20 protein-coding genes are annotated in these 20,611 nt (G+C 61.4%); 8 read left to right on the top strand and 12 right to left on the bottom strand.

Annotated elements, in window-relative coordinates:
* Positions 1–34 precede the first annotated feature (34 nt).
* Together ABD653_RS07090 and ubiB are read left to right on the top strand one after the other, a co-directional pair.
* Positions 35–766: a class I SAM-dependent methyltransferase gene (locus tag ABD653_RS07090; protein WP_160778034.1), complete on the top strand. Its 732-nt coding sequence runs from the start codon at positions 35–37 to the stop codon at positions 764–766.
* A 146-nt stretch (positions 767–912) separates the two neighbouring features.
* Positions 913–2,472 carry a 2-polyprenylphenol 6-hydroxylase gene (gene ubiB, locus ABD653_RS07085; protein ID WP_160778033.1) on the top strand — a complete coding sequence of 520 codons (1,560 nt, stop codon included), beginning with the start codon at positions 913–915 and terminating at the stop codon, positions 2,470–2,472.
* Here the strand turns inward: ubiB and ABD653_RS07080 are convergent, their stop codons facing one another.
* Complete coding sequence (locus tag ABD653_RS07080) at positions 2,473–3,681, bottom strand: hypothetical protein (protein WP_160778032.1); 1,209 nt, start codon at positions 3,679–3,681, stop codon at positions 2,473–2,475. It lies immediately after the preceding gene.
* Positions 3,682–3,787: 106 nt separating this feature from the next.
* Positions 3,788–4,180, bottom strand: a complete 393-nt coding sequence (locus tag ABD653_RS07075) for a DUF4345 family protein (RefSeq protein ID WP_160778031.1) — start codon at positions 4,178–4,180, stop codon at positions 3,788–3,790.
* A gap of 162 nt (positions 4,181–4,342) precedes the next feature.
* Between ABD653_RS07075 and ABD653_RS07070 the strand changes: the two genes are divergently transcribed.
* Both ABD653_RS07070 and dut read left to right on the top strand, forming a co-directional pair.
* Positions 4,343–5,986 carry a bifunctional phosphopantothenoylcysteine decarboxylase/phosphopantothenate synthase gene (locus ABD653_RS07070; RefSeq protein ID WP_160778030.1) on the top strand — a complete coding sequence of 548 codons (1,644 nt, stop codon included), beginning with the start codon at positions 4,343–4,345 and terminating at the stop codon, positions 5,984–5,986.
* Positions 5,979–6,434, top strand: a complete 456-nt coding sequence (dut, locus tag ABD653_RS07065) for a dUTP diphosphatase (RefSeq protein WP_407672731.1) — start codon at positions 5,979–5,981, stop codon at positions 6,432–6,434. Before ABD653_RS07070 ends, dut begins: the two co-directional genes overlap by 8 nt.
* Before the next feature lie 4 nt (positions 6,435–6,438).
* Here dut and ABD653_RS07060 read toward each other — a convergent pair whose 3' ends face one another.
* The 5 genes from ABD653_RS07060 to secB all read right to left on the bottom strand — a co-directional run bounded on the left by ABD653_RS07060 (position 6,439) and on the right by secB (position 10,824).
* Positions 6,439–6,735: a hypothetical protein gene (locus ABD653_RS07060; RefSeq protein ID WP_160778028.1), complete on the bottom strand. Its 297-nt coding sequence runs from the start codon at positions 6,733–6,735 to the stop codon at positions 6,439–6,441.
* A gap of 31 nt (positions 6,736–6,766) precedes the next feature.
* Complete coding sequence (locus ABD653_RS07055) at positions 6,767–7,447, bottom strand: DUF4136 domain-containing protein (protein ID WP_160778027.1); 681 nt, start codon at positions 7,445–7,447, stop codon at positions 6,767–6,769.
* A 120-nt stretch (positions 7,448–7,567) separates the two neighbouring features.
* On the bottom strand, positions 7,568–8,614 hold the full coding sequence (gene trpS / locus ABD653_RS07050; RefSeq protein ID WP_160778026.1) for a tryptophan--tRNA ligase: 1,047 nt from the start codon (positions 8,612–8,614) through the stop codon (positions 7,568–7,570).
* 46 nt (positions 8,615–8,660) lie between these two features.
* On the bottom strand, positions 8,661–10,232 hold the full coding sequence (murJ, locus tag ABD653_RS07045) for a murein biosynthesis integral membrane protein MurJ (protein ID WP_160778025.1): 1,572 nt from the start codon (positions 10,230–10,232) through the stop codon (positions 8,661–8,663).
* 61 nt (positions 10,233–10,293) lie between these two features.
* Positions 10,294–10,824 carry a protein-export chaperone SecB gene (gene secB / locus ABD653_RS07040; protein WP_160778024.1) on the bottom strand — a complete coding sequence of 177 codons (531 nt, stop codon included), beginning with the start codon at positions 10,822–10,824 and terminating at the stop codon, positions 10,294–10,296.
* 270 nt (positions 10,825–11,094) lie between these two features.
* Here secB and ABD653_RS07035 point away from each other — a divergent pair, with 270 nt between their 5' ends.
* The 3 genes from ABD653_RS07035 to ABD653_RS07025 all read left to right on the top strand — a co-directional run bounded on the left by ABD653_RS07035 (position 11,095) and on the right by ABD653_RS07025 (position 13,585).
* Positions 11,095–11,751 carry a Tim44/TimA family putative adaptor protein gene (locus ABD653_RS07035; protein WP_160778023.1) on the top strand — a complete coding sequence of 219 codons (657 nt, stop codon included), beginning with the start codon at positions 11,095–11,097 and terminating at the stop codon, positions 11,749–11,751.
* Positions 11,752–11,816: 65 nt separating this feature from the next.
* Positions 11,817–13,025: a murein transglycosylase A gene (gene mltA, locus ABD653_RS07030; protein WP_325065351.1), complete on the top strand. Its 1,209-nt coding sequence runs from the start codon at positions 11,817–11,819 to the stop codon at positions 13,023–13,025.
* Positions 13,022–13,585, top strand: a complete 564-nt coding sequence (locus tag ABD653_RS07025) for a Smr/MutS family protein (protein ID WP_160778022.1) — start codon at positions 13,022–13,024, stop codon at positions 13,583–13,585. Before mltA ends, ABD653_RS07025 begins: the two co-directional genes overlap by 4 nt.
* Before the next feature lie 19 nt (positions 13,586–13,604).
* On the opposite strand, the gene ABD653_RS07020 is transcribed toward ABD653_RS07025, so the two are convergent.
* A complete protein-coding gene (locus ABD653_RS07020; RefSeq protein ID WP_160778021.1) occupies positions 13,605–14,138 on the bottom strand; it encodes a DUF2306 domain-containing protein in 534 nt (177 codons plus the stop codon).
* A 164-nt stretch (positions 14,139–14,302) separates the two neighbouring features.
* Between ABD653_RS07020 and ABD653_RS07015 the strand changes: the two genes are divergently transcribed.
* Positions 14,303–15,124: a LytTR family DNA-binding domain-containing protein gene (locus ABD653_RS07015; RefSeq protein WP_234032109.1), complete on the top strand. Its 822-nt coding sequence runs from the start codon at positions 14,303–14,305 to the stop codon at positions 15,122–15,124.
* A 15-nt stretch (positions 15,125–15,139) separates the two neighbouring features.
* On the opposite strand, the gene ABD653_RS07010 is transcribed toward ABD653_RS07015, so the two are convergent.
* From ABD653_RS07010 to ahpC, 4 genes are all read right to left on the bottom strand, one after another.
* Positions 15,140–15,757: a Pr6Pr family membrane protein gene (locus ABD653_RS07010; protein WP_160778020.1), complete on the bottom strand. Its 618-nt coding sequence runs from the start codon at positions 15,755–15,757 to the stop codon at positions 15,140–15,142.
* A 95-nt stretch (positions 15,758–15,852) separates the two neighbouring features.
* Positions 15,853–18,069, bottom strand: coding sequence for a catalase/peroxidase HPI (gene katG, locus ABD653_RS07005; RefSeq protein ID WP_160778019.1), 2,217 nt, complete (start codon positions 18,067–18,069; stop codon positions 15,853–15,855).
* 203 nt (positions 18,070–18,272) lie between these two features.
* Positions 18,273–19,862 carry an alkyl hydroperoxide reductase subunit F gene (gene ahpF, locus ABD653_RS07000; protein ID WP_160778018.1) on the bottom strand — a complete coding sequence of 530 codons (1,590 nt, stop codon included), beginning with the start codon at positions 19,860–19,862 and terminating at the stop codon, positions 18,273–18,275.
* A gap of 140 nt (positions 19,863–20,002) precedes the next feature.
* Positions 20,003–20,569, bottom strand: a complete 567-nt coding sequence (ahpC, locus tag ABD653_RS06995) for an alkyl hydroperoxide reductase subunit C (RefSeq protein WP_160778017.1) — start codon at positions 20,567–20,569, stop codon at positions 20,003–20,005.
* Between the last annotated feature and the right edge of the window lie 42 nt (positions 20,570–20,611).

Here is a 20,611-nt window from a genome sequence, read left to right as displayed (position 1 = left end):
GCCGGGGTGGCAATTCCATCTAAGGCGCGCGGCGATGAGTGAAAGCGTATCTTTCGGTTACGAAGATGTAGCCCCCGAAGAGAAAACAGAGCGTGTTGGCGCGGTGTTTTCCAATGTCGCGGCCAAATATGACATCATGAATGATGCCATGTCGGGCGGCATGCACCGGCTGTGGAAGGATCGCTTCGTTCGCAGGGTAAAACCGCAACCGGGTGAAGCCATTCTGGATATGGCTGGCGGTACCGGCGATATTGCATTTCGCATGGCGGAGCGCGGCGCCGAGGTGACCGTTGCCGACATAAACCAGGAAATGCTGGACGTCGGCGTGGAACGCGCGATGGAGCGCGGCATAGCCGGCCTCGTCTGGTCACGCCAGAACGCGGAAGAGCTCGACTATATAGACCGGCAATTCCACGCCTACACGATCGTGTTCGGCATCCGGAATGTCACCCATATCGACAAGGCGTTGGCCGAGGCGCACCGCGTATTGAAGCATGGCGGGCGCTTCTATTGCATGGAATTCAGCACCACGGACTGGCCCGGGTTCAAGGAAATATACGATCTCTATTCGCACCAGTTGATGCCCAAGATCGGCAAGGCAATTGCGGATGACGAGGACAGCTACCGCTATCTCGCCGAATCGATCCGCCGCTTTCCCAAGCCGCCGGTGTTCGAGCAGATGATCCGCGATGCAGGTTTCGAGCAGACGCGTGTCGAGCAGATCCTCGGCGGCGCTGTAAACATCCATTCGGGATGGAAGATTTGAATGACGTCTGATCGCTCCGCACCTTGTGCTGTGCTGCGTCCGGCACCAGCCCGCGCCCCCTCCCGGCCACCCATGGCACTATCCTGTTGGGTGGCCGGGAGGGGGCGCGGGCCGGTGCCGATTGAGCCATCAGGCGAACAATCATCATGACGCGGCCTGCAACGCATATCTGGCGGCTTCTGAAATGGGGCCGGACGGCTGCGAAGCACGGGGCGTTGCGCGGGATCGAGCGTGATCCCAATACGCCGTCGCCCGTGCGACGCCTGACCCGCTTGGCCCGGCTGGGCACTTTTCCGCCTGCTGTTCCCGATTATGCCGGTGCCTTTCGCGATATTGGCCCTGCCGCGATCAAGCTCGGTCAATCGCTGGCGACGCGCCCCGATCTGGTCGGCGAGGAAGCGGCCAACAACCTGCTCTCTTTGCAGGACAGCCTGCCACCGGTCGCCTTTTCGGAGATCGAGGCCGCCGTCGCTGCCACCTTCGACCAGCCGCTCGACACGCTATTTTTGAGTATCGATCCTGTACCGGTAGGCGCTGCATCCATTGCCCAGGTGCACAAGGCAGTGACGAGCGATGGGCGCCAGGTTGCCCTGAAAGTCTTGCGCCCGGGCATTCGCGAGAAATTCGCGCGGGACATCCAGACCTATGAATGGGCTGCAGCCCATGTCGAGGCGATGGGCGATGAAGCTGCCCGCCTGCGCCCGCGTGCGACAATTGCCAATTTCAAACGCTGGACCAATACCGAGCTGGATCTGCGCCGCGAGGCAGCCTCCGCCAGCGAACTGGCGGAATCTATGCGCGGGTTCGAAGGGTACCGCGTCCCCACTATCGATTGGGACCGGACCAATGGCCGCGTGATGACCGTCGAGTGGATCGACGGGGTCAAGATCAGCGACAGAGAAGCCCTGATCGCAGCCGGCCATGATCTGGAAGAACTGGCAGAGCGGCTGGTACTGGCCTTTCTGACGCAAGCGATCAGTGGCGGTTTCTTCCATGCCGATATGCATCAGGGCAATCTGTTCGTGCAGGCCGACGGCACGATCGTCGCGATCGATTTCGGGATTATGGGCCGGATAGACCGTCGCGCGCGCCAATGGCTCGCCGAAATTCTCTATGGCCTGACGACCGGCAATTACCAGCGCGTCGCCGAAATCCATTTCGAAGCGCAATACGTTCCGAGCCATCATTCGGTCGGTGAATTCGCCACTGCATTGCGGGCAGTGGGCGAGCCCATGCGCGGCAAGCCGGTCAAGGAATTGAGCGTTGGCCAGATGCTCGATGGCCTGTTTGCCATCACCCGTGATTTCGACATGCAGACCCAGCCGCATCTGCTGCTGCTGCAAAAGACAATGGTGATGGTCGAAGGGATTGCGACCCAGCTCAATCCCGAGATCAATATGTGGGACACGTCCGCACCCTATGTCCGCAGCTGGATCCGTGACGAACTGGGGCCCGAAGCCGCGCTCGCCGATGCAGTGAAAGAGAATATGGCGACACTGTTGCGCCTTCCCGACCTGGTTCGCCGGGTGGAAGAAAAATTCCCGCCCAAAGGTGGCGCGCCCGAAGCAGCCCCTCTGCCCGAAGTCGAACTGATGTGGGACCGAAAGGCCAAGAAGCGCAATGGCGGCTGGTTCGGCTACGTTATAAGCGCCGCTATCGGTGCCGGGGCAGTTGCCGGCGCTTTGGCTCTGGGCTGGATTGGCTGATCAGGTTCCGGTTGGCGGATCGTCGCCATCACCGCCGTCACCCGGGTTCGCCAGGCCCTTGTCTGCGTCATTGTCCGTGCCGTCGCCTGGATCTGCATTGCGCATTTTCTTCCACGCCCTGCGGACGCCGGCGAGAGCCAGAAGCAAGGCGGCGATTGCGCCAAGCACGCCGATCGGGGAGCGGATCCATTCCTCGGCGTCAGCCATCAAGCGCTTGAACTTGCCGAGGGTGGTCACAGAAACATCGATCTCGGCGCTTCGACTGGGCTGGCCGATCCGGCGCAATGACCCGTCAGAGGCACGGACCACGGTGCCGCTGCGCAATTTCAGTTCGTAGCCAGCGCCTGGTTCGGTCGGCGTTACCGACCAGCGCCAGACGGGGTCCGGATCTTCGATCGTGTTGCGGGTCTGGCACTCGCGGGGTTTGATATCGAAGCTGGGATCGGCCTCGAGGCAGGCATACATCAGCCGACCCATCTTGATCGTCCCGACCTCGACTTCGTTGCTCTCCGCATCGCGGCCGATGATTCGGCTAACCCGGCCCCCGGCTTCATCCAGTGCTGCGTCGATTTCCGCCTGCGTCGGCCCCTCTGCTGGAGGTGGAGGCGGAGGAGGGGGCGGAGGAGGGGGTGGAGGCGGTGCAGGTGTAGCTGTCGGCATCTCCACAGCCATGCGGTCAGGTGTGTCGGGCCTAATGTCCGGCTGGCCGGTTACAGGCGGCGTGCTGACGACCACCGGCCCCGGCGTCCCCACCACTGGCCCGTTCGCCGGGATGGATGTGAAGCCTCCGGTTCTGTCCGGATCAGTCTCCGGCGGGTTGGGGACTGGCACAGGCACGGGTTCAGGAGGTGTGGGAGTTGGCTCGGGCACGGCATCAGCAATTTCGCCATCTTCGCCCTGGACGCTCTCGTCGAGCCGCGTGATCGCATAGCGGACGGTGGTTGCCTTGTCGGCCACCATTGTTTCGCTGGGATTGAATGCATCGACCCCGGCTTGCAGCCCGTCATACTGGCGCACGAACCGGTCGCATTCGTCTTCCGTTTCGAATGTGCCAGTCAACTCGCACAGGACATCGCCCGGATCGCGATCAGGATCGTCGATGATTTCTCCGGTGGGGGAACTATCTTCTTCGGGCACACCACAGGACGCGAGACTGGCCGCCATGGCTACGGCGGCTGTTCCCACCAGTGCTCGTCTTAACCGCGCCATTTTCGTTCCTCCCCATAGAGAATACTGCAAACGCGATCCGTTGTTCTATTTTTATCAAGTATACTCCGTTCGGACGAACGCCGCAAACGGGTGGGTAAACGTGTTGTCAATCCTCGTTCAGCGCGTGGTGGGGCAAGAGCTTCCAGCCCGTGAGGCATAGCAATACCGTGGCTGCCTCTACCAGCACCGGTGCCTGCCAACCGGCATAGCTGCCATCGATCAGGATCGAGACTACCCGGCCGAGCAAGGCAACGCCCATCAATGCGGCACTGGCCAGCAACGGGTCGCCATTGCGCTTCCATGCGCCCCAGATCATGCAGCCGCCTGCGACCCAGAAAAACGCCGTGAGATCGGCCCTGATGGAGGACAAGCCCTGCGCGCCGTCAGGCTTGAGGCCGAAATCGCCGCCGCTGGTGGCGGGATCAAGCAGGAAGCCTGTGCCCATGAACAGATAGAACAATCCGCCAACGAACAGCAGTGCCGTCAAAACCAATCGCATGCTTACATCTCCCCCGATATCCGGCGCAGCTTAGGCCGGACCATCATGCATCGCTAGGCAATTCGTAACCCGCCCATGCGCACCGGGCCACACGGGCCTTTCGCCTGCTCGCTGGCGCGGCTAGGCTGGCCGGCAACACAATGGTCCTGGAAGGGGGCGAGTATGAGCGACGTGGCGGGTCCCAAGATCCTGCTCGTCATTGGTGGCGGGATTGCGGCTTACAAGTCGTGCGAGCTGGTGCGCCTGGTGCGCAAGCAGGGCGGCAGCGTAACCTGCGTGCTGACCAATGGCGGTTCGAAATTCGTGACCCCGATGGCGCTTGCGGCGCTAAGCGAGAACGAAGTCCACACGACCTTGTGGGACCTCAAGAACGAAGTCGAGATGGGTCATATCCAGTTGAGCCGCGAGGCCGACCTGATCGTGGTCTGCCCAGCCACGGCCAACATGCTGGCCAAGATGGCGGCCGGGATCGCTGATGATCTTGCGACGACGCTGATCCTTGCCACAGACAAGCCGGTTATGGCCGTGCCGGCAATGAATGTGCGGATGTGGGAACATGCGGCGACCCAGATGAATGTTGCCCGGCTGCGCGAAGCCGGAGTGCATGTGGTCGAACCCGATGTCGGGCCGATGGCGTGCGGAGAATTTGGAGCAGGGCGTTTGCCCGAACCCGAGGCGGTCTGGTCAGCCATTGCAACGCAACTGGGCCTTGAAACCAATGTCAAGGATGCTGCCCCCATGCCGGTCGAGGCTCTGGAGCCCGAGCCGGAGGTGGAAAGCAAGGGCATGCTGGGGGGCATCCTGTCCTCGATCATTCCCCGCACCACGCCAAAACGCAGCCAGGAAGAACTCGAGGCGCAATGGGAAGAGGCCCCGGATCCTGACGCGGTGGATATTGCTGCGCTCGAAGCGGAAGCAGCTGGCGAGTTGGGCGAACCCATTGAGACTGACGGCTCGCTGCTAGCCAGCAAAGGCGGCGCTGTCTCCGCACCCCCGACCGATGCCGATGCTCTCAATCATACAGTCGCGACAGGCACGGGAGAACAAATGCCTGAACCAGTCGCAGGAGCCGGATCTCTGGTGCAGGAAAGCCCGCCAGAGCCCAATCCGCTTGCCGGGCAACCCGATTTCGAAACCGACCCGGATCATCGCCCGCTCTATGGACGCCATGTGCTGATCACAGCGGGTCCAACGCATGAACCGATTGACCCGGTTCGCTACATCGCCAATCGATCCAGCGGCAAACAAGGCTTTGCCATTGCTGCCGCGGCGGCTGCATCAGGCGCGCGGGTCACGCTGGTCGCCGGCCCGGTCCATCTCGAAACGCCGCCAGGTGTCGACCGCATCGACGTTGAAAGCGCGCGCGAAATGGCCGACGCCGTAAAGTCGGCATTGCCCGCCGATGCTGCCGTGATGGTTGCTGCGGTGGCAGACTGGCGCACACGCGATTTCGTGGACCAGAAGATGAAGAAACGCGGATCGGCACCGCCTGCGCTGATCCTGGAGGAAAACCCCGATATCCTTGCCAATCTTTCGGCCAGTGACAAACGCCCGCCACTGGTGGTCGGCTTCGCTGCGGAGACCAATGACGTGGTCGAACACGCCACTGCCAAGCGCAAGCGCAAGGGGGCGGACTGGATTGTGGCCAATGACGTTTCTGGCGACGTGATGGGCGGCAGTCACAATGATGTGCATATCGTCACCTCCAAGGGTGTCGAAGACTTGCCCGAAATGCCCAAAGAAGATGTCGCCCGCGCCCTGGTGGAAAGGATCGCGGCGGCTTTGGAGGAGACTGCCGGTGGCTGACGTGCCCGTCAAACTGAAGCGCTTGCCCAACGGGCACGGGCTGACTTTGCCTGCTTATGCCACCGAAGGTGCGGCAGGGATGGATGTCGTCTCGGCAGAGGACATCACACTCCAGCCCGGCGCGCGCCATGCGGTTGCGACCGGCCTCTCGATGGCAATTCCGCAGGGGTATGAAATCCAGGTGCGACCGCGTTCGGGCCTGGCGCTCAAGCACGGTATCACGGTGCCTAACACACCGGGCACGATCGATTCCGATTATCGCGGTGAATTGAAAGCGATCCTGATCAATCACGGCACCGAGCCCTTCGCGATCCATCGCGGCGACAGGGTTGCCCAATTGGTGATTGCCCCGGTGACGCGAGCGGCCTGGGAAGAGGTCGAAGAACTGGATGCAACCGATCGCGGAGAAGGTGGCTTTGGATCAACCGGCGGCCACGCGAAGCTCTGACCCCCTAATCGAGGATTCCGACTGCGAGCTCGACCCAGAGGAGCAGGAATGCAGCCGCCGCCGTGCTTGCCATGAACATTCTCTTGCGAGGCGTGCTGCCGAAACGGACGGCCATTTCAAGCAGTAGGCCAAGACCGGCGAGCATGGCGCCAAAGACGAGAAAATCACTGCCAGTCCAGCGAACTTCCCGAGTGAACTGCATAGCCACCAGCGGGGTTGCAAGCAGGCAAGCTGCGAACAGCAAGTAGGCCCAGCGCCAGTGACCCGAAACCGATACTTCGCGTACTGATTCTACTTCCATTGGCGGCCTCCCTGCACGATGGCGCGCGCGACTAGTTGACCCGGCGGACTTTCACCTTTTCCGGAGCAATCGAAATGCGCAGGGTTTCGCCCGAATTGCCGGGGAAATCCGTGAACATCGCTTCGACCAGATTGGGCACGAGATGTTGCAGCCGGTTGCTGGTCGACATGGCTTGCGCCTTGCCTTCGAACAGGCGTTCACCGGTCACGCGGTTGTCGATCTTCATATCGATGCCGCTGGTATAGACGGTGTAGCTGCGCACATCCGCGCCACCGAACCACGGATCATAGAACCCGTATCCCCAGCGGCTGCCACGCAAACGGCTGCGCAGGAAGCGGCTGCGCGGGGAATATCCATACCACGGGTTGTAAAACGGATCGGCAAAGCCGGTCGACCGGACGCGTTCGCGCCCGGTGTCTACGCCATAGTCGAACTTGACGAGAAGACTAGCGGTTTCGGGCGAGCCTTCGGCGTAGCCGAGGCGCTCCATCTGTGCCTCGACCAAATCGGCATATTGCGAAAACTCAAGCCCGCCAGCAAGGGCGGGATCCTCCGCGACTACTGCAAAGGTCTGCCCCTGCGGTGCAGGCAATTGGGTGGTGAAGCGCGTCACATCGGAATTGAACGAGCTGGCGCACCCCGCAAGCGTAGCAAGCAGGAGCGGGACGGAGGCTGCTTTCAGCAGGCGCCTGGTGATGGTCGGTTTGGTCATGGCGTAGCCCTTGAATTTTCAATCCGCAGCGCCGCTACTCCGGAGGAATGCGGCGCACGCGCATGCATCATTACCACCAGAATAGGCGCATGGCCATGAACCGCGATTGAATACCGGCGATTACAGGTGGTTAGACCGCCCGCGTAATAGCCCGAGCGCCTCATAGGCTGCGTCCAGCGTGGGTGAGCCTCGTTCGCGGGCACGCGCAGCACCTCTGGCGAGAATGGCGTCGAGCGCTTCGCGGTCTTCCAGCAGCTCGCGAAAACGCGTCGAGATCGGGCTGAGCGTTTCGACCAGCAATTCACCAAGCGCTGGCTTGAAGGCGCCAAAGCCCTGGCCGGCAAACCGGCCGAGCACGTCCTCGACACTCGACTCCTCGATCGCGGCAAAAATTGTGACCAGGTTAAGGGCCTCGGGCCGGTCAGCCAGTTTTTCCTTGGAGGCTGGCAATGGCTCAGGATCGGTCTTGGCCTTCTTCACCTTTTTCATGATCGTATCGGCGTCATCGACCAGGTTGATCCGGCTCATTTCGCTCGGATCGGATTTGCTCATTTTTGCCGAGCCGTCCCGCAGGCTCATGATTCGCGCGGCCTGGGGCGGGATGTAGGGATCGGGCAGGGTGAAGACGGGCTTCTCTTCGCCATTCTCGTCTTTTGGCGCAAAGTCGTTGTTGAATTTCTGCGCAATGTCGCGCGCCAACTCAAGATGCTGTTTCTGGTCTTCGCCGACCGGCACGTGGGTGGCCTGGTACAGGAGAACATCGGCTGCCTGCAGGACGGGATAGGCGAACAATGCGATGGACTGGCCTTCGCGGTTCTTGCCGGCCTTGTCCTTCCACTGCGTCATCCTGTTGAGCCAGCCCATCCGCGCGGTGCCATTGAGCAGCCATTGCAGTTCGGCATGGGCCGGAACCTGGGCCTGATTGAACAGGATGGACCGATCCGGATCGATTCCGCAGGCGACAACAGCCGCCGCCATTTCGAGCGTAGTCGCGCGTAGTTCGGCAGGATCATGCGGGGTCGAAATTGCGTGAAGGTCGGCGAGGAAGAAAAGACACTCGCTGCCTTCCGTCATCTCATCCTGCATTTTCACCCAGTTGCGGATGGCCCCGAGATAATTGCCGAGATGAAGATTGCCCGTGGGCTGGATGCCGGAAACGACTCTCATTTTGGGGGGCATGAATTCTGGTCCTGAAGAATCGGTTGAAAGGGTTCTAGCCTTGACGGCGCATAAGCCTGCCGATGGTCGCGCGGTCAAGCACGCCGAGCAGCATCGCGGCCAGGCCATAGGTGGCGATCCCGGTCGCCATAATCGCGGCGATCCCGGCGGCCTTGTCCAGGAGCCCTTGCGAGAACCAGTCTGCGATTTCTGGCATCAGGAACCAAAGTGCAGCGCCCATAGCAGCAGCAGCCAGTCCGATCCGCAGAACCCGCCCGGCAACGCGCGCTGGCAGGCGGTAATAGCCGCGCGCATGCAGGATCGCGCCGAGCAGGGCAATGTTGATCCAGGCTCCGACAGCCCCGGCAATGGCAAGGCCAACCACACCGATGCGCGGCACCAGCACGATGTTGAGCCCGATTGTCACCACCAGCGAAATGGCGGCAGTGACCACCGGTGTGCGGGTATCCTTGCGGGCGAAGAAGTTGGGCGTCAGCACCTTGACCAGCACATAGGCAGGCAGGCCGAGAACAAGGGCGGAAACAACCGAACCGGTCACGATCGCATCCTCGGCAGTGAAATTCTGCCCCACCATGAAAGCTTGCACAAAGGCTGTGCCGGTGAAGAACAGCGCAACGGCGCACGGCACCGTCAGCAACATAGCCAGTTCGATAGCATTGGATTGCAGGCGCGCGGCCTCGTCAGCTTCTTCCCGGCTCAGAAACCGGGACAGGGCTGGCAGGATTGCGGTGCCCAGAGCGATGCCGATGATCCCTAGCGGCAGCTGGTTCCAGCGGTCGGCCATGGCTAGATAGGTATAGCTGCCAACCTCCAGGGTGGAGAGGAAAAAGAGGTCGACGAACCGGCTGATCTGGTAAACTCCCGCGCCAAAAATGGCGGGCACGACCAGCAGGCCAAGTTCCTTTACCCCGCCGGTAATTTTCGGTGCCACCAGCGCGAGACTGAAACCGGCCCGGCGCATGAAGCTGTAGAGCCAGATGACCTGCAGCAGACCCGAGAGTGAAAGCGCCCATGCCATCGCCTGCGCCGCGGTCCAGCGGGCAGCCGGATCCTCACCCATCGTCAAACCATAGGCAAGCGCGGCGATGAGGCAGATGTTGAGCAGGATCGGTGCCGCCGCTGCGGCCGCAAAACGTGACAGGGAATTGAGCACTGCGGCAATCAGCGTCGCAACGCTCATGAACAGCAGATAGGGGAAGGTGACCCTGCCCATAAAGACCGCGATCGCCAGCGCATCGGCATCGGTGGCCAGCCCCTCTGGCGCGAAAAACTCGACAACCCACGGCATGGCGATCATCGCCACCGCGCCGAACAGGATCAGGACCGGCAGCAGCACCGCGAGCACATTCTCGGCGAACATGCGCGCTTCGCTGACATCGCCATCTTCCTTCATCCGGCGGTTGAACAGCGGGACAAAGGCGCTGGCAAAGGCCCCCTCGGCGAACAGGCGGCGGAAAATATTGGGCAGCATGAAAGCGAGCTGCCAGGCATCGCCCATCGCAGTTGCGCCCAATACGCGCGCAATCAGGATGTCGCGGACGAAACCGAACACGCGGCTGACCGCAGTCAGCCCGCCGATTGTCCCGACGTTCTTGAGCAGGCTCATGACGGGCGTCGCTTCATAAACGGGGCACGTTCATCGCTTCACGCCCGCAGCCGGCAAGAGCTTACGCGCTGCCTGCCGGGGCATCGCCTTGGCTCGTGCCTTCTTCGGCGGCCTTTTCCTGCAGGCGCTGCATATACAGGCCGTTGAAATCGATGGGATCGAGCATCAGCGGCTGGAAACCCAGATCGCGGGTCGCATCGGAAATGACGCGGCGTGCAAACGGGAACAGGATCCGCGGAGCCTCGGCATAAAGGAACATATGGGCCTGTTCGTCAGGCAGGTTGCGCAGGCCGACCAGCCCGGCATAGACCAGCTCGACGATATACAGCGCGCCGCTCTCGACCTTGGCCTCGACGTTGATCTTCAGCTCGACCTCGGTCACTTCGTCGTTCACGGCTTCGGCACCGATGTTGAACTGCAGATCGACCTGCGGCTGTTCCTGCCACTGGTATACTGCCGGAGCATTCGGGTTCTCGACCGAAAAGTCCTTGATATACTGGGTGATGATGCCGGCGGTCGGGCGGGTGTCCGCGCCATTGCCTGCGGTTGCATCCATATTGAGGTCGGTCAGGATATCGCCTTCGTCGGCCATGTTGCGTGGTCTTTCGTCTATCTTGTGAACAGGTGCCTTGCGCTTAGGTCAGGCATTCGGCGGCGCGCCTAGCACTGCCGGGACGTTGTCGCAATGCGCCACTGCGTGTTCTTGCCGGTTCGCAGCTGCGGCCAAACGGTCCGCAGATGGGCCATGTGCCGCGTTGTGTATTTGTAATCACACCCTATTTAAGGTTAGGGCGTTAACCCAAAGGACTTGTGCGGAAGAATCTGCTATACCGCACAGCGCAATCGATAGGTGTAGTCACTCGTGATTTTCGAAATTGTCATTCTCGCCATGATCGCCGCTTTCCTCGGGATGCGGCTTTACTCTGTGCTGGGCCAGCGGGCCGAGCATGAAGAGGAGATCGTGCCGAACCGTTTCGACAACGGGGAAAACGCCCCGGCGCAGGTGCAGGACGCGCCGAAACCGGCCAACACCGTGGTCGAGCTGAATACCAATCCCGACATGCTCCCCTCTGTAGAGCAGGGCGTGCGTGCCATTGCAGCCGCCGATCGCGGGTTCGATATCAGCGCTTTCCTCGAAGGGGCCAAGGGTGCCTATGCCATGGTGCTCGACGCTTTCTGGAAAGGCGACAAGGAAACGCTGCGCGAGCTGTGCGACGACGATGTGTACCAGGGCTTCACCTTCGCCATCGACGCGCGCGAGGCAGCTGGCGAAACGCTCGACAACACTCTGATCCGCATCGAAGACACGATGATTCGTGATGCTTCGCTTGATGGCGGCACCGCGCGCGTCACAGTGCGATTCGTATCCGATATCGCTGCCGTCACCCGCGACAAGGATGGCCAGGTCATTGCCGGCTCGCTCGATGATGCGATTGAAAGCCGCGATATCTGGACCTTCATGCGTGATGTGAACTCGGCCAGCCCCGACTGGATCCTCGACGAAACCGACGAGGGCTGAGGCTCGCCAAATTGGCGCTGGCCCGATTGACATAGGCCCCATCAACATCGGTAGGGAGTGGCGCCGTGGCCAAGCGACGTATCGGAATTCTGGCATTGCTCGGGACGCTTGCAGGCTGTGCTGTTGTGCCCGACGCAAAGCCGCCCAGCACCATCATCGATCCGCCGCCGCCTACTGTTGTGGCGCAAAGCGCATTTGCCGCAGGGCTTGCGGTCGGGCCGGGCGTAGGCACGCTGGGCTTTTCCAGGCCGGATGCCAATTCCGCCCTTTCAGCGTTCGTGGCAAGTTGCCGATGGTTGACCAGCAAGGATGACCGCAGCGGCTTGACCCGGCCTGAAGACTGGCAACCTGCCTGTGATGCTGCACGCACGTGGCCGGCATCCCGTGGCGCTGACTTTTTCCTCCAGCATTTCGAAACAGCACGGATCGGCGACGGTGCGGCCTTTGCGACCGGCTATTTCGAGCCGGAGATCGAGGGCAGCCGCACCAAGCTCCCCGGCTATGATGTGCCTGTCTATCGCGTGCCCGATGATCTGGTGCGGGCCTGGCCCGATGATATGCCCGAGGCCGAACGCACAGGTAGGCCCCCACTGGGCCGGATCAACGAAGAGGGGAAGCATGTTCCCTATTTCGATCGCGCGGCAATCGAAGACGGGGCATTGGCGGGCCGCGGGCTGGAATTCGCCTGGGCCAAAGACCCGATAGAGATGTTCTTCCTCCAGATCCAGGGTTCCGGCCTGCTGCGCCAGCCCGATGGCACAGTGATGCGGATCGGATATGCCGGGCAGAACGGGCGCGGTTATACCGGTATCGGGGGCGTCATGCGCGAACGCGGCCTGCTGGGTGACGGGCCGGGCCAGTACGAAGGCAGCATGCAGGGCATCATCCGCTATCTGCGCGAAAATCCCGAGGATGGCCGCGCCCTGATGCGCCTCAACCAGAGTTGGATCTTCTTTCGCGAGCTGACCACCGATGGGCCGCTTGGCTCGCTCGGCGTGCCAGTCCGCCGCGAGAGCAGCGTTGCCGTCGATCCCCGTTTCGTACCCTACGGGGCGCCCGTGTTCCTTGATCTCGATCGCGATGTGGCAGACGGATTGTGGATCGCACAGGATACCGGCGGGGCAATCAAGGGCGCGAACCGGTTTGATACTTTCTGGGGCAATGGCGGCGATGCGCGCGAGATTGCCGGAGGAATGAGCGGACGCGGCCAGGCGCTGGTGTTGTTGCCCAAGGGCACGGTAGCACGTCTCCAGGCCGCCAAAGCAGGGCAGTGACCCATCCCCGTGGCCTGAGCGATGCCGAAGCTACCGTGTGGGAGAAGCTGGCCGCAACGGTCGAGCCTATCCACCCGGCCAGCGTCGCAGCCACCAAGATCGACGCACCGCCGCGCCCGATGCCCAAGCCTGCCGCTCGTCGCAAGACGCCCAAACCGTCGGCGCCAGCTGTCCCTGCTGCTCCGGCCGTAGCGGCCCGAGGCCGCAACCCTGTTGGCAATCTCGACGGGCATTGGGACAAGCGACTGAAAGGCGGGGAGATCACGCCCGACCTGTCGCTCGACCTGCACGATCACGGGCTGGATGCCGCCTATTCGCGCCTGATGGCCGGGATGGAGCAGGCGCGCAGCATCGGCGCGCGGGTGGTGCTGGTGGTGACCGGCAAGGCACGTCCGGTCGATCCCGCTGATCGGGCCACACGGCGCGGTGCGATCCGGGCCAAGATCCTCGATTGGCTTGCGGCTAGCGAACACGGCGAAAGCATCGCGGCCATACGAAAAGCGCACCGCCGCCACGGAGGCGACGGTGCGCTCTATGTCGTGCTCAGGCGCCAGAGATGATCGCGCCCGAACGCGACACTTAGCCGAACAGCCAGGTGCCCATCAGACGGCTGGGCATGAAGCTGAAGATGCCCGGGATCATCAGCGCACCCAGATACATGCCGACGAGATGGCTCTTGTGCTGTGCGATCTTGCCGGCACGCGCGGTTGCAACAGTCTTCCATGCGCCATGAAGGGTGATCGGCACGAAAATGTGGATCCAGCTGAAATCGGTACCGCCGCGGATAAAGGTGATCGCAATCGCAGTGATCACCATCAGCGAAAGCCAGATCTTGCCGAGCATCTTGTGCATCGGGGTGCCTTTGGGCGCGACCAGCAAATATGCGCCGAGCGGGACTGCCGGCAGTACCGTGACGACATGGATCAGAACCGGAATGTTGCGCAGGGCGGGGTGATCGGGCGCCATACCGAAGGCGAAACGGGCCAGTGCAATGATACAAGCCAGCGACATCGCAATCGCGGCAGTGCCCACGATACCGCGGGTGATGGGGCCGATATCAAAGCCTGGCTTGGCCTTGGGGGTAGTGAAGAAGGGCAGGGAAAGTGTGGTCATTGTTGTCTCCATCTCTGTAATACGAATTCCACAATGCCGCCCGCCCATTCGCCCGCAACCTGCCATGCGCGATTGGATTGCCGCATGCGCGAACGGGCCGGTTACGCCCTGATTTTGCGGGGTCTGCCACTTTACGAAGCGCGAATGGGCCGCCAGAAACGCCAATGATGACGCAGCCCGTTCCCGCACCTGCCCAATCTCTTGCCCGCAAGATCATCATCGATTTATCGATCATGACGGCGATTGGCCTTTTTCTCGGCTTCATCGGACCCTTTGGCACCATCAACGCGCCGCTGCCTCTGCGACTGGTCAGCTGGGTTGCCTTCGCCTGGATTGGCTACGCCGTTTACAGTCCGATGAGCTGGCTGGTGAACCGTCTCGAGGCATCGCTCCACCTTCCCAAGCCACTTCTGTGGCTGATGGGCGTCGCCATCGCCACCATTCCGATGACGGCAATTGTGTGGAGTATCGGCTTTCTGCCCGGGCCCATACAATGGCCGACGCTGGAACAGGCGCTGACATCCTATTTCTACGTCTTTCTGATCGGCGGTGCAGTGACGGCGTTTTTCGTTCTGATCGAGAGCCGGCAGGCCGACGGTTTAACTGCTGGAGGGGCTGTACAGGGTGATTGCCCGCCATTTGCGGAGGAAGAGCCGACCCAAGCCTCAAAATTCCTGCCGAGCTTCATCGACCGTTTGCCGCCTGAACTCGGCACAGGTTTGCTGGCGCTGGAAATGGAGGACCATTATGTGCGAGCGCACACCGCATTGGGTTCCGATCTCGTGCTCATGCGGCTGCGCGATGCAATGGCAGAGCTGGGGGGGATTGAAGGGATGCAGGTCCACCGCAGCTGGTGGGTCGCGCGCGGTGCAGTGAAGGATGTGAAGCGGGAGGGCCGCAATGTGCGGCTTGTGCTTGGGGGCGGATTGGAAGCGCCTGTCAGCCGGGCTAATGTTCAGCGGCTCAAGGATGCGGGCTGGATCTAGCCCGCAGTCTGGCCGTCAAATATATCGGCTTGCCACGTTTTTGAGGGCGACAAGGCCGGCCCCCAGGACGGCAAAGAACACCGCCAAAACCAGGTTGCTGAGCAGGAATTGGGCCCAGCCCAATTGCGGCAGGTCGAGGAAGAAATAGGCGTAGAAGCCGGTCAATTCCCCCAGCACAAAAGCGAACAGACCGTACGCCAATGGAGGCGCCATGATCACTGGCACCAGCGGCAGGATTGCTGGTGCGGGCGGGGTGAAACGTAGCCACCACCCAATCACGGCAAGCGGCACAATCGTGTGAAAGACCTGGTTCGTGATCCGATCGAGCCCGACGGGGTGATGATCAGCCGCGAGCAAACCCCAATAGACCAACGCGATGACTGTCAGCATTGTCGCCAACGCGGCCATGACCGGTGTCGAGACCGGCCTGCCCAGCGCGATACAGCCCATAATCACTGCCGCAGCAATATTGCCCCAGATGGTGAAAAAGCGGACGAGCCCGCCAGCATTTTCCAGCAGGGTTCCTTCACCCAGTGAGGGCTGGACACCAAGCGCGGCCAGCGCAAGGAACGCGATCGCAGCAGCTAACAGGCGCGCCTGGCGGGAGGGTGGAGTAGTCGGGACGGAAGCCATAGCCGCGCGCCTTGGCACCAAACACGCCCAATGGCCAAAGAAAAGGCCCCCGGCATCTCTGCCGGGGGCCCTCGCTGTTGGTGTAGCGCGGCGGCTTAGCCGTGATAGCGCTGATAGGTGATGTCAAACCGGTCGGCATCCATGACCTTGGTCCAGGCGGCTACAAAGTCGTTGACGAACTTCGTATCGTGACCGTTTTCGGCATAGACTTCGGCCACAGCGCGAAGCTGCGAGTTGGACCCGAAGACGAGATCGGTGCGGGTTGCGCGCCATTTCTCTTCACCCGAGGCACGGTCGCTGCCGACAAATTCTTCATCGCCGCTCTCGTCGACCACTTTCCATTCGGTGGCCATGTCGAGCAGGTTGACGAAGAAGTCGTTGGTCAGCTGACCCGGACGATCGGTCAGCACGCCATGTCCGGTATTACCGGCTACAGCACCCAGTGCCCGCATCCCGCCGACCAGCGCGGTCATTTCGGGAACCGACAGACCGAGCAGGTTGGCCTTGTCGACCAGCATGTCTTCGGTCTTCACACTCGCCTTGGTGCGCAGGTAGTTGCGGAAACCGTCGGCAAACGGCTCGAGCGGTTCGAAGCTCTCGGCATCGATTTGCTCTTCCACAGCGTCTCCGCGACCGCCGGTGAACGGTACACTGACGTCGTAACCGGCATCCTTGGCAGCCTTTTCAACGGCGGCAGTACCACCCAACACGATCATATCGGCCATGCTGATCCGGTGTGCACCTTTGACCTCTTCCAGCTTGGCCAAGACCTTGGCCAGCTCTTCAGGGTCATTGGCAGCCCAGTCTTTCTGCGGCCCAAAGCGGATATGTGCGCCATTGGCACCGCCACGGTGATCGCTGTTGCGATAGGTCGAAGCCGAGGCCCATGCTGCCTTGACCAGCTCGGAAACGGTCAGCCCGCTGTCGAGGATGGCGCGCTTCAGGTCTGCCAGTTCGCTTTCGCCAATGGGCGGGTTCTCGTTGGTGGGAACCGGATCCTGCCAGATCAGATCTTCCGAGGGTACTTCCGGGCCGAGATAGCGGACCTTGGGGCCCATATCGCGGTGGCACAGCTTGAACCAGGCGCGCGCAAAAGCATCGTCCAGCTGTTCCGGGTTCTTGTGGAAGCGCTCCGAAATCTTGCGATAATCCGGGTCCATCTTCAGCGCCATGTCGGCGGTGGTCATGATGGTCGGAACCTTCTTGTCCGGATCGCGGGCGTCAGGTGCCATATCTTCTTCGGAAGGATTGACCGGCGTCCACATCTTGGCCCCGGCCGGGCTTTCCGTCAGTTCGTAGTCATATTTGAACAGCAGACGGAAATAGTCGTGGCTCCACGATGTGGGGTTGTTCGACCATGCGCCTTCGATGCCCGAGGTCGTGATATTGCCCTTGGCGATCTCTTCCTTGTCGTTGAGCCAGCCGAAGCCTTGCAGGGCGAGGGCTTCGCTTTCCGGCGCCCCGCCGAAAGTGTCGGATGGGGCCGCGCCGTGGGCCTTGCCGAAGGCGTGGCCACCAGCGGTCAGAGCGACAGTCTCTTCGTCGTTCATGGCCATGCGGGCGAAGGTCTCGCGCATGTCGCGGGCCGACTCCAGCGGATCGGGATTGCCGCCCGGGCCTTCCGGATTGACGTAGATCAGGCCCATCTGGATCGCGGCCAGCGGGTTCTCCAATGCCTTTCCTTCATCAGGGATGATGCGGGTTTCGGCGCCAGTGTCGACCCACTGTTCTTCGGTGCCCCAATACACGGTTTCGGGTTCGAACACGTCCGCACGTCCGCCGCCAAAGCCGAAGACCGGGCCGCCCATGCTTTCGATCGCAACATTGCCGGTCAGGATGAACAGATCCGCCCAGCTGATATGCTTGCCGTATTTCTGCTTGATCGGCCACAACAGGCGGCGCGCCTTGTCGAGGTTGCCGTTATCCGGCCAACTGTTGAGCGGCGCAAAACGTTGCTGCCCGCTGCCCGCACCACCGCGACCGTCGCCGGTACGATAGGTGCCTGCGGCGTGCCATGCCATACGTATGAAGAAGGGGCCGTAATGGCCATAATCTGCCGGCCACCAGTCCTGGCTGTCGGTCATCAGCGCGGTCAGGTCGGCTTTGAGCGCATCGTAATCGACAGCGTTGAAGGCTTCGCAATAGTCGAAGTCTTCGCCCATCGGATCGACGGTGCGGCCTTGCTGGGTCAGGATGTCCAGTTGCAGGGCATCAGGCCACCAATCGCGGTTCGTGCGGCCCAGCAAATCGCGCATGCCACCATTCCCGGTGAACGGGCAGCCGCCGCTGATATCGCCTGTCTTCGCATCCATCTCGTCTCTCCTTTTTCGATTTTCAGAATCGCTATTGTGACAATGATGGACGAGATGGCGGATTCCGTCTGATCCGTCCAATCGATTAATTGGCAGATATTGATCGATTGAACCGCTGTTGTGTCACGCTTGATCGAGGATGTGAAAAGGCGCGTTCCCATCGGTGTGAGAACGCGCCTTCAACGATGATCACCAGGACCGGATCAGGCCGCTGCTGCGAGTTCCCCTGCCGGAGCATTGCGGATCAGAAAGTCAAACGCAGACAACCCGGCTTTCGAACCTTCGCCCATCGCCACGACGATCTGTTTGTAAGGGACAGTGGTGCAATCGCCTGCTGCGAAGATACCGGGCAGGTTGGTTGCACCCTCATCATCCACTGCGATTTCGCCATATTGCGACAGCGCCAGGCCACTGTCGCCGAGCCATTCCGTGTTAGGCACCAATCCGATCTGAACGAAGACGCCGGCAAGCGCGATCACTTTCTCTTCGCCACTGGTGCGATCCTCATAGACCAGTCCATTGACGCGACCTTCGGCACCCGTGATTTCGGTTGTCTTGGCGTTGACCAGGACATCAACATTGCCAAGGCTTCGCAGCTTGGCCTGCAACACTTCGTCCGCGCGCAGCTTGCTATCGAATTCCACCAACGTGACATGCTCGACGATGTTCGCGAGATCGATCGCGGCTTCGACGCCGGAGTTCCCGCCCCCGACCACCGCAACGCGTTTGCCCTTGAACAACGGGCCATCGCAATGCGGGCAGTAGGCGACGCCCTTGTTGCGGTACTCGGTTTCGCCCGGCACGCCCAGTTCGCGCCAGCGTGCGCCCGTTGCCAGGATCAGGCTGCGGGCCTTCAACTTCGCGCCATTGTCCAGTTCCAGGGTGTGGAGTTCGCTCGCCTGCCCGGCCGGCACCAGCGTGCGCGCCTCGGCAAGGTTCATAAGGTCGATCGTGTTTTCCCGGACTTGTTTTTCCAGCTCGGCAGCAAGCTTTGGCCCTTCGGTATAGGCCGTGCCGGGCATGTTCTCGATGCCAAGTGTATCTTGCAATTGCCCGCCAAAGCGCTCCGCAGCGATACCGGTCTTGTAGCCCTTGCGAGCGGTATAGATTCCTGCGGCCACCCCTGCCGGGCCACCACCCACGATCAGCACTTCGAACGGCTCTTTCGCGTCTAGCTTCGCCGCAGCCTTGTCTCCTGCATCGCGGTCGATTTTGGCCAACACTTCCTCGAGGCTCATTTTGCCATTGTAGAAGGGATCGCCATTCAGAAATGTCGCTGGCACCGCCATGACATCACGACGATCGACCTCGGTCTGGAATGTGCCGCCTTCGATAAGGGTGGCGGAGATTGCGGGATTCTCCAGCGCCATCAGGGTCAGCGCCTGCACCACATCGGGGCAGTTGTGACAGCTGAGAGAAAAGAACATCTCGAAATCGAAAGGGCCCTCAAGAGAGCGGATCTGGTCCAGCGTGTCCTGCTCGACTTTCGGCGGATGGCCGCCGGCCCACAGCAAGGCGAGGACCAGAGACGTGAATTCATGCCCCATTGGCAGACCTGCGAAAGTCACGGCGCGCGATGTGTCGCCAGAACGCTGGATCGTGAAACTCGGTTTGCGCGGACCATCGCCATCGAAGCGCGCTGTGACTAGACTGTGCAGCGCCGCGATTTCTTCCAGCAATTCTCGCGTCTGGAGCGATTTCTCGCCCTCGTCCAGCGTAGCGATCAGCTCGATGGGCTCACGCAAATTTCCGAAATAGGTCGTGAGCTGCTGTTTCATTGAGGCATCGAGCATGGTCCGGGTACCTTCCTGACGGGGGCTATGAATGGAAAGGGGTGGGGGAAGACCCGGAGCGTGGGAGGGGGAGGGAGAAACCGCCCCGGGTCTTCCGGCCGCCCGCGCAGCATTTGCGCGGGCGACGGGTTCGGTTTCGGTCAGATCTTGCCGACAAGATCGAGCGAGGGCGCCAGCGTTTCGCTGCCTTCTTCCCATGCCGCCGGGCAAACCTGGCCGGGATTGGCGCGGACATACTGGGCTGCCTTGATCTTGCGCGTCAGTTCGTTGGCATTGCGACCCACACCTTCGCAAGTCTGTTCCATAATCTGGATCACGCCGTCCGGGTCGACAACGAATGTGGCACGATCGGCCAGGCCGACGCCCTCGCGCAGCACGTCGAAATTGCGCGCCAGAACGTGGTTCTGATCGCCCAGGAACGGGAAGTTCAGCTTGGCGATCTTGTCACTGGTATCGTGCCATGCCTTGTGGCTGAAATGGGTGTCGGTGCTGACGGCATAGACTTCGACATCCATGTCCTGCAGCATCGCATACTTCTCGCCCAGATCCTCCAGTTCGGTCGGGCACACGAATGTGAAGTCTGCCGGATAGAAGAAGAATACGGCCCACTTGCCCTTCACGTCTTCGTCAGTCACGTCGAAGAAGTCTTTGCCCGCCTGGAATGCGGTGGCGGTGAAGGGTTTGATGCTTGTTCCGATGATACCCATGATGTCTCCGTTTAGGTTCGGGTTGAACTTTCGGAGACGCAA

This window comes from Parerythrobacter jejuensis, from assembly GCF_039536765.1.
GTDB lineage: Bacteria > Pseudomonadota > Alphaproteobacteria > Sphingomonadales > Sphingomonadaceae > Parerythrobacter > Parerythrobacter jejuensis.
The sequence above is the reverse complement of the archived record's forward strand: the minus strand, read 5'-3'. Positions and strand labels throughout refer to the sequence as shown.

Bases quoted from the DNA above. Each gene is read 5' to 3' on its own strand.
- ABD653_RS07010 (WP_160778020.1), bottom strand. From the start codon at position 15,757: ATGGCTTCCGTCCCGACTACTCCACCCTCCCGCCAGGCGCGCCTGTTA.
- secB (WP_160778024.1), bottom strand. From the start codon at position 10,824: ATGGCCGACGAAGGCGATATCCTGACCGACCTCAATATGGATGCAACC.
- ABD653_RS07020 (WP_160778021.1), bottom strand. From the start codon at position 14,138: ATGACCACACTTTCCCTGCCCTTCTTCACTACCCCCAAGGCCAAGCCA.
- katG (WP_160778019.1), bottom strand. From the start codon at position 18,069: ATGGATGCGAAGACAGGCGATATCAGCGGCGGCTGCCCGTTCACCGGG.
- ahpF (WP_160778018.1), bottom strand. From the start codon at position 19,862: ATGCTCGATGCCTCAATGAAACAGCAGCTCACGACCTATTTCGGAAAT.
- murJ (WP_160778025.1), bottom strand. From the start codon at position 10,232: ATGAGCCTGCTCAAGAACGTCGGGACAATCGGCGGGCTGACTGCGGTC.
- ABD653_RS07015 (WP_234032109.1), top strand. From the start codon at position 14,303: ATGATGACGCAGCCCGTTCCCGCACCTGCCCAATCTCTTGCCCGCAAG.
- ABD653_RS07060 (WP_160778028.1), bottom strand. From the start codon at position 6,735: ATGGAAGTAGAATCAGTACGCGAAGTATCGGTTTCGGGTCACTGGCGC.
- ABD653_RS07080 (WP_160778032.1), bottom strand. From the start codon at position 3,681: ATGGCGCGGTTAAGACGAGCACTGGTGGGAACAGCCGCCGTAGCCATG.
- ABD653_RS07090 (WP_160778034.1), top strand. From the start codon at position 35: ATGAGTGAAAGCGTATCTTTCGGTTACGAAGATGTAGCCCCCGAAGAG.
- ABD653_RS07075 (WP_160778031.1), bottom strand. From the start codon at position 4,180: ATGCGATTGGTTTTGACGGCACTGCTGTTCGTTGGCGGATTGTTCTAT.
- ubiB (WP_160778033.1), top strand. From the start codon at position 913: ATGACGCGGCCTGCAACGCATATCTGGCGGCTTCTGAAATGGGGCCGG.
- ahpC (WP_160778017.1), bottom strand. From the start codon at position 20,569: ATGGGTATCATCGGAACAAGCATCAAACCCTTCACCGCCACCGCATTC.
- trpS (WP_160778026.1), bottom strand. From the start codon at position 8,614: ATGAGAGTCGTTTCCGGCATCCAGCCCACGGGCAATCTTCATCTCGGC.
- ABD653_RS07070 (WP_160778030.1), top strand. From the start codon at position 4,343: ATGAGCGACGTGGCGGGTCCCAAGATCCTGCTCGTCATTGGTGGCGGG.
- ABD653_RS07055 (WP_160778027.1), bottom strand. From the start codon at position 7,447: ATGACCAAACCGACCATCACCAGGCGCCTGCTGAAAGCAGCCTCCGTC.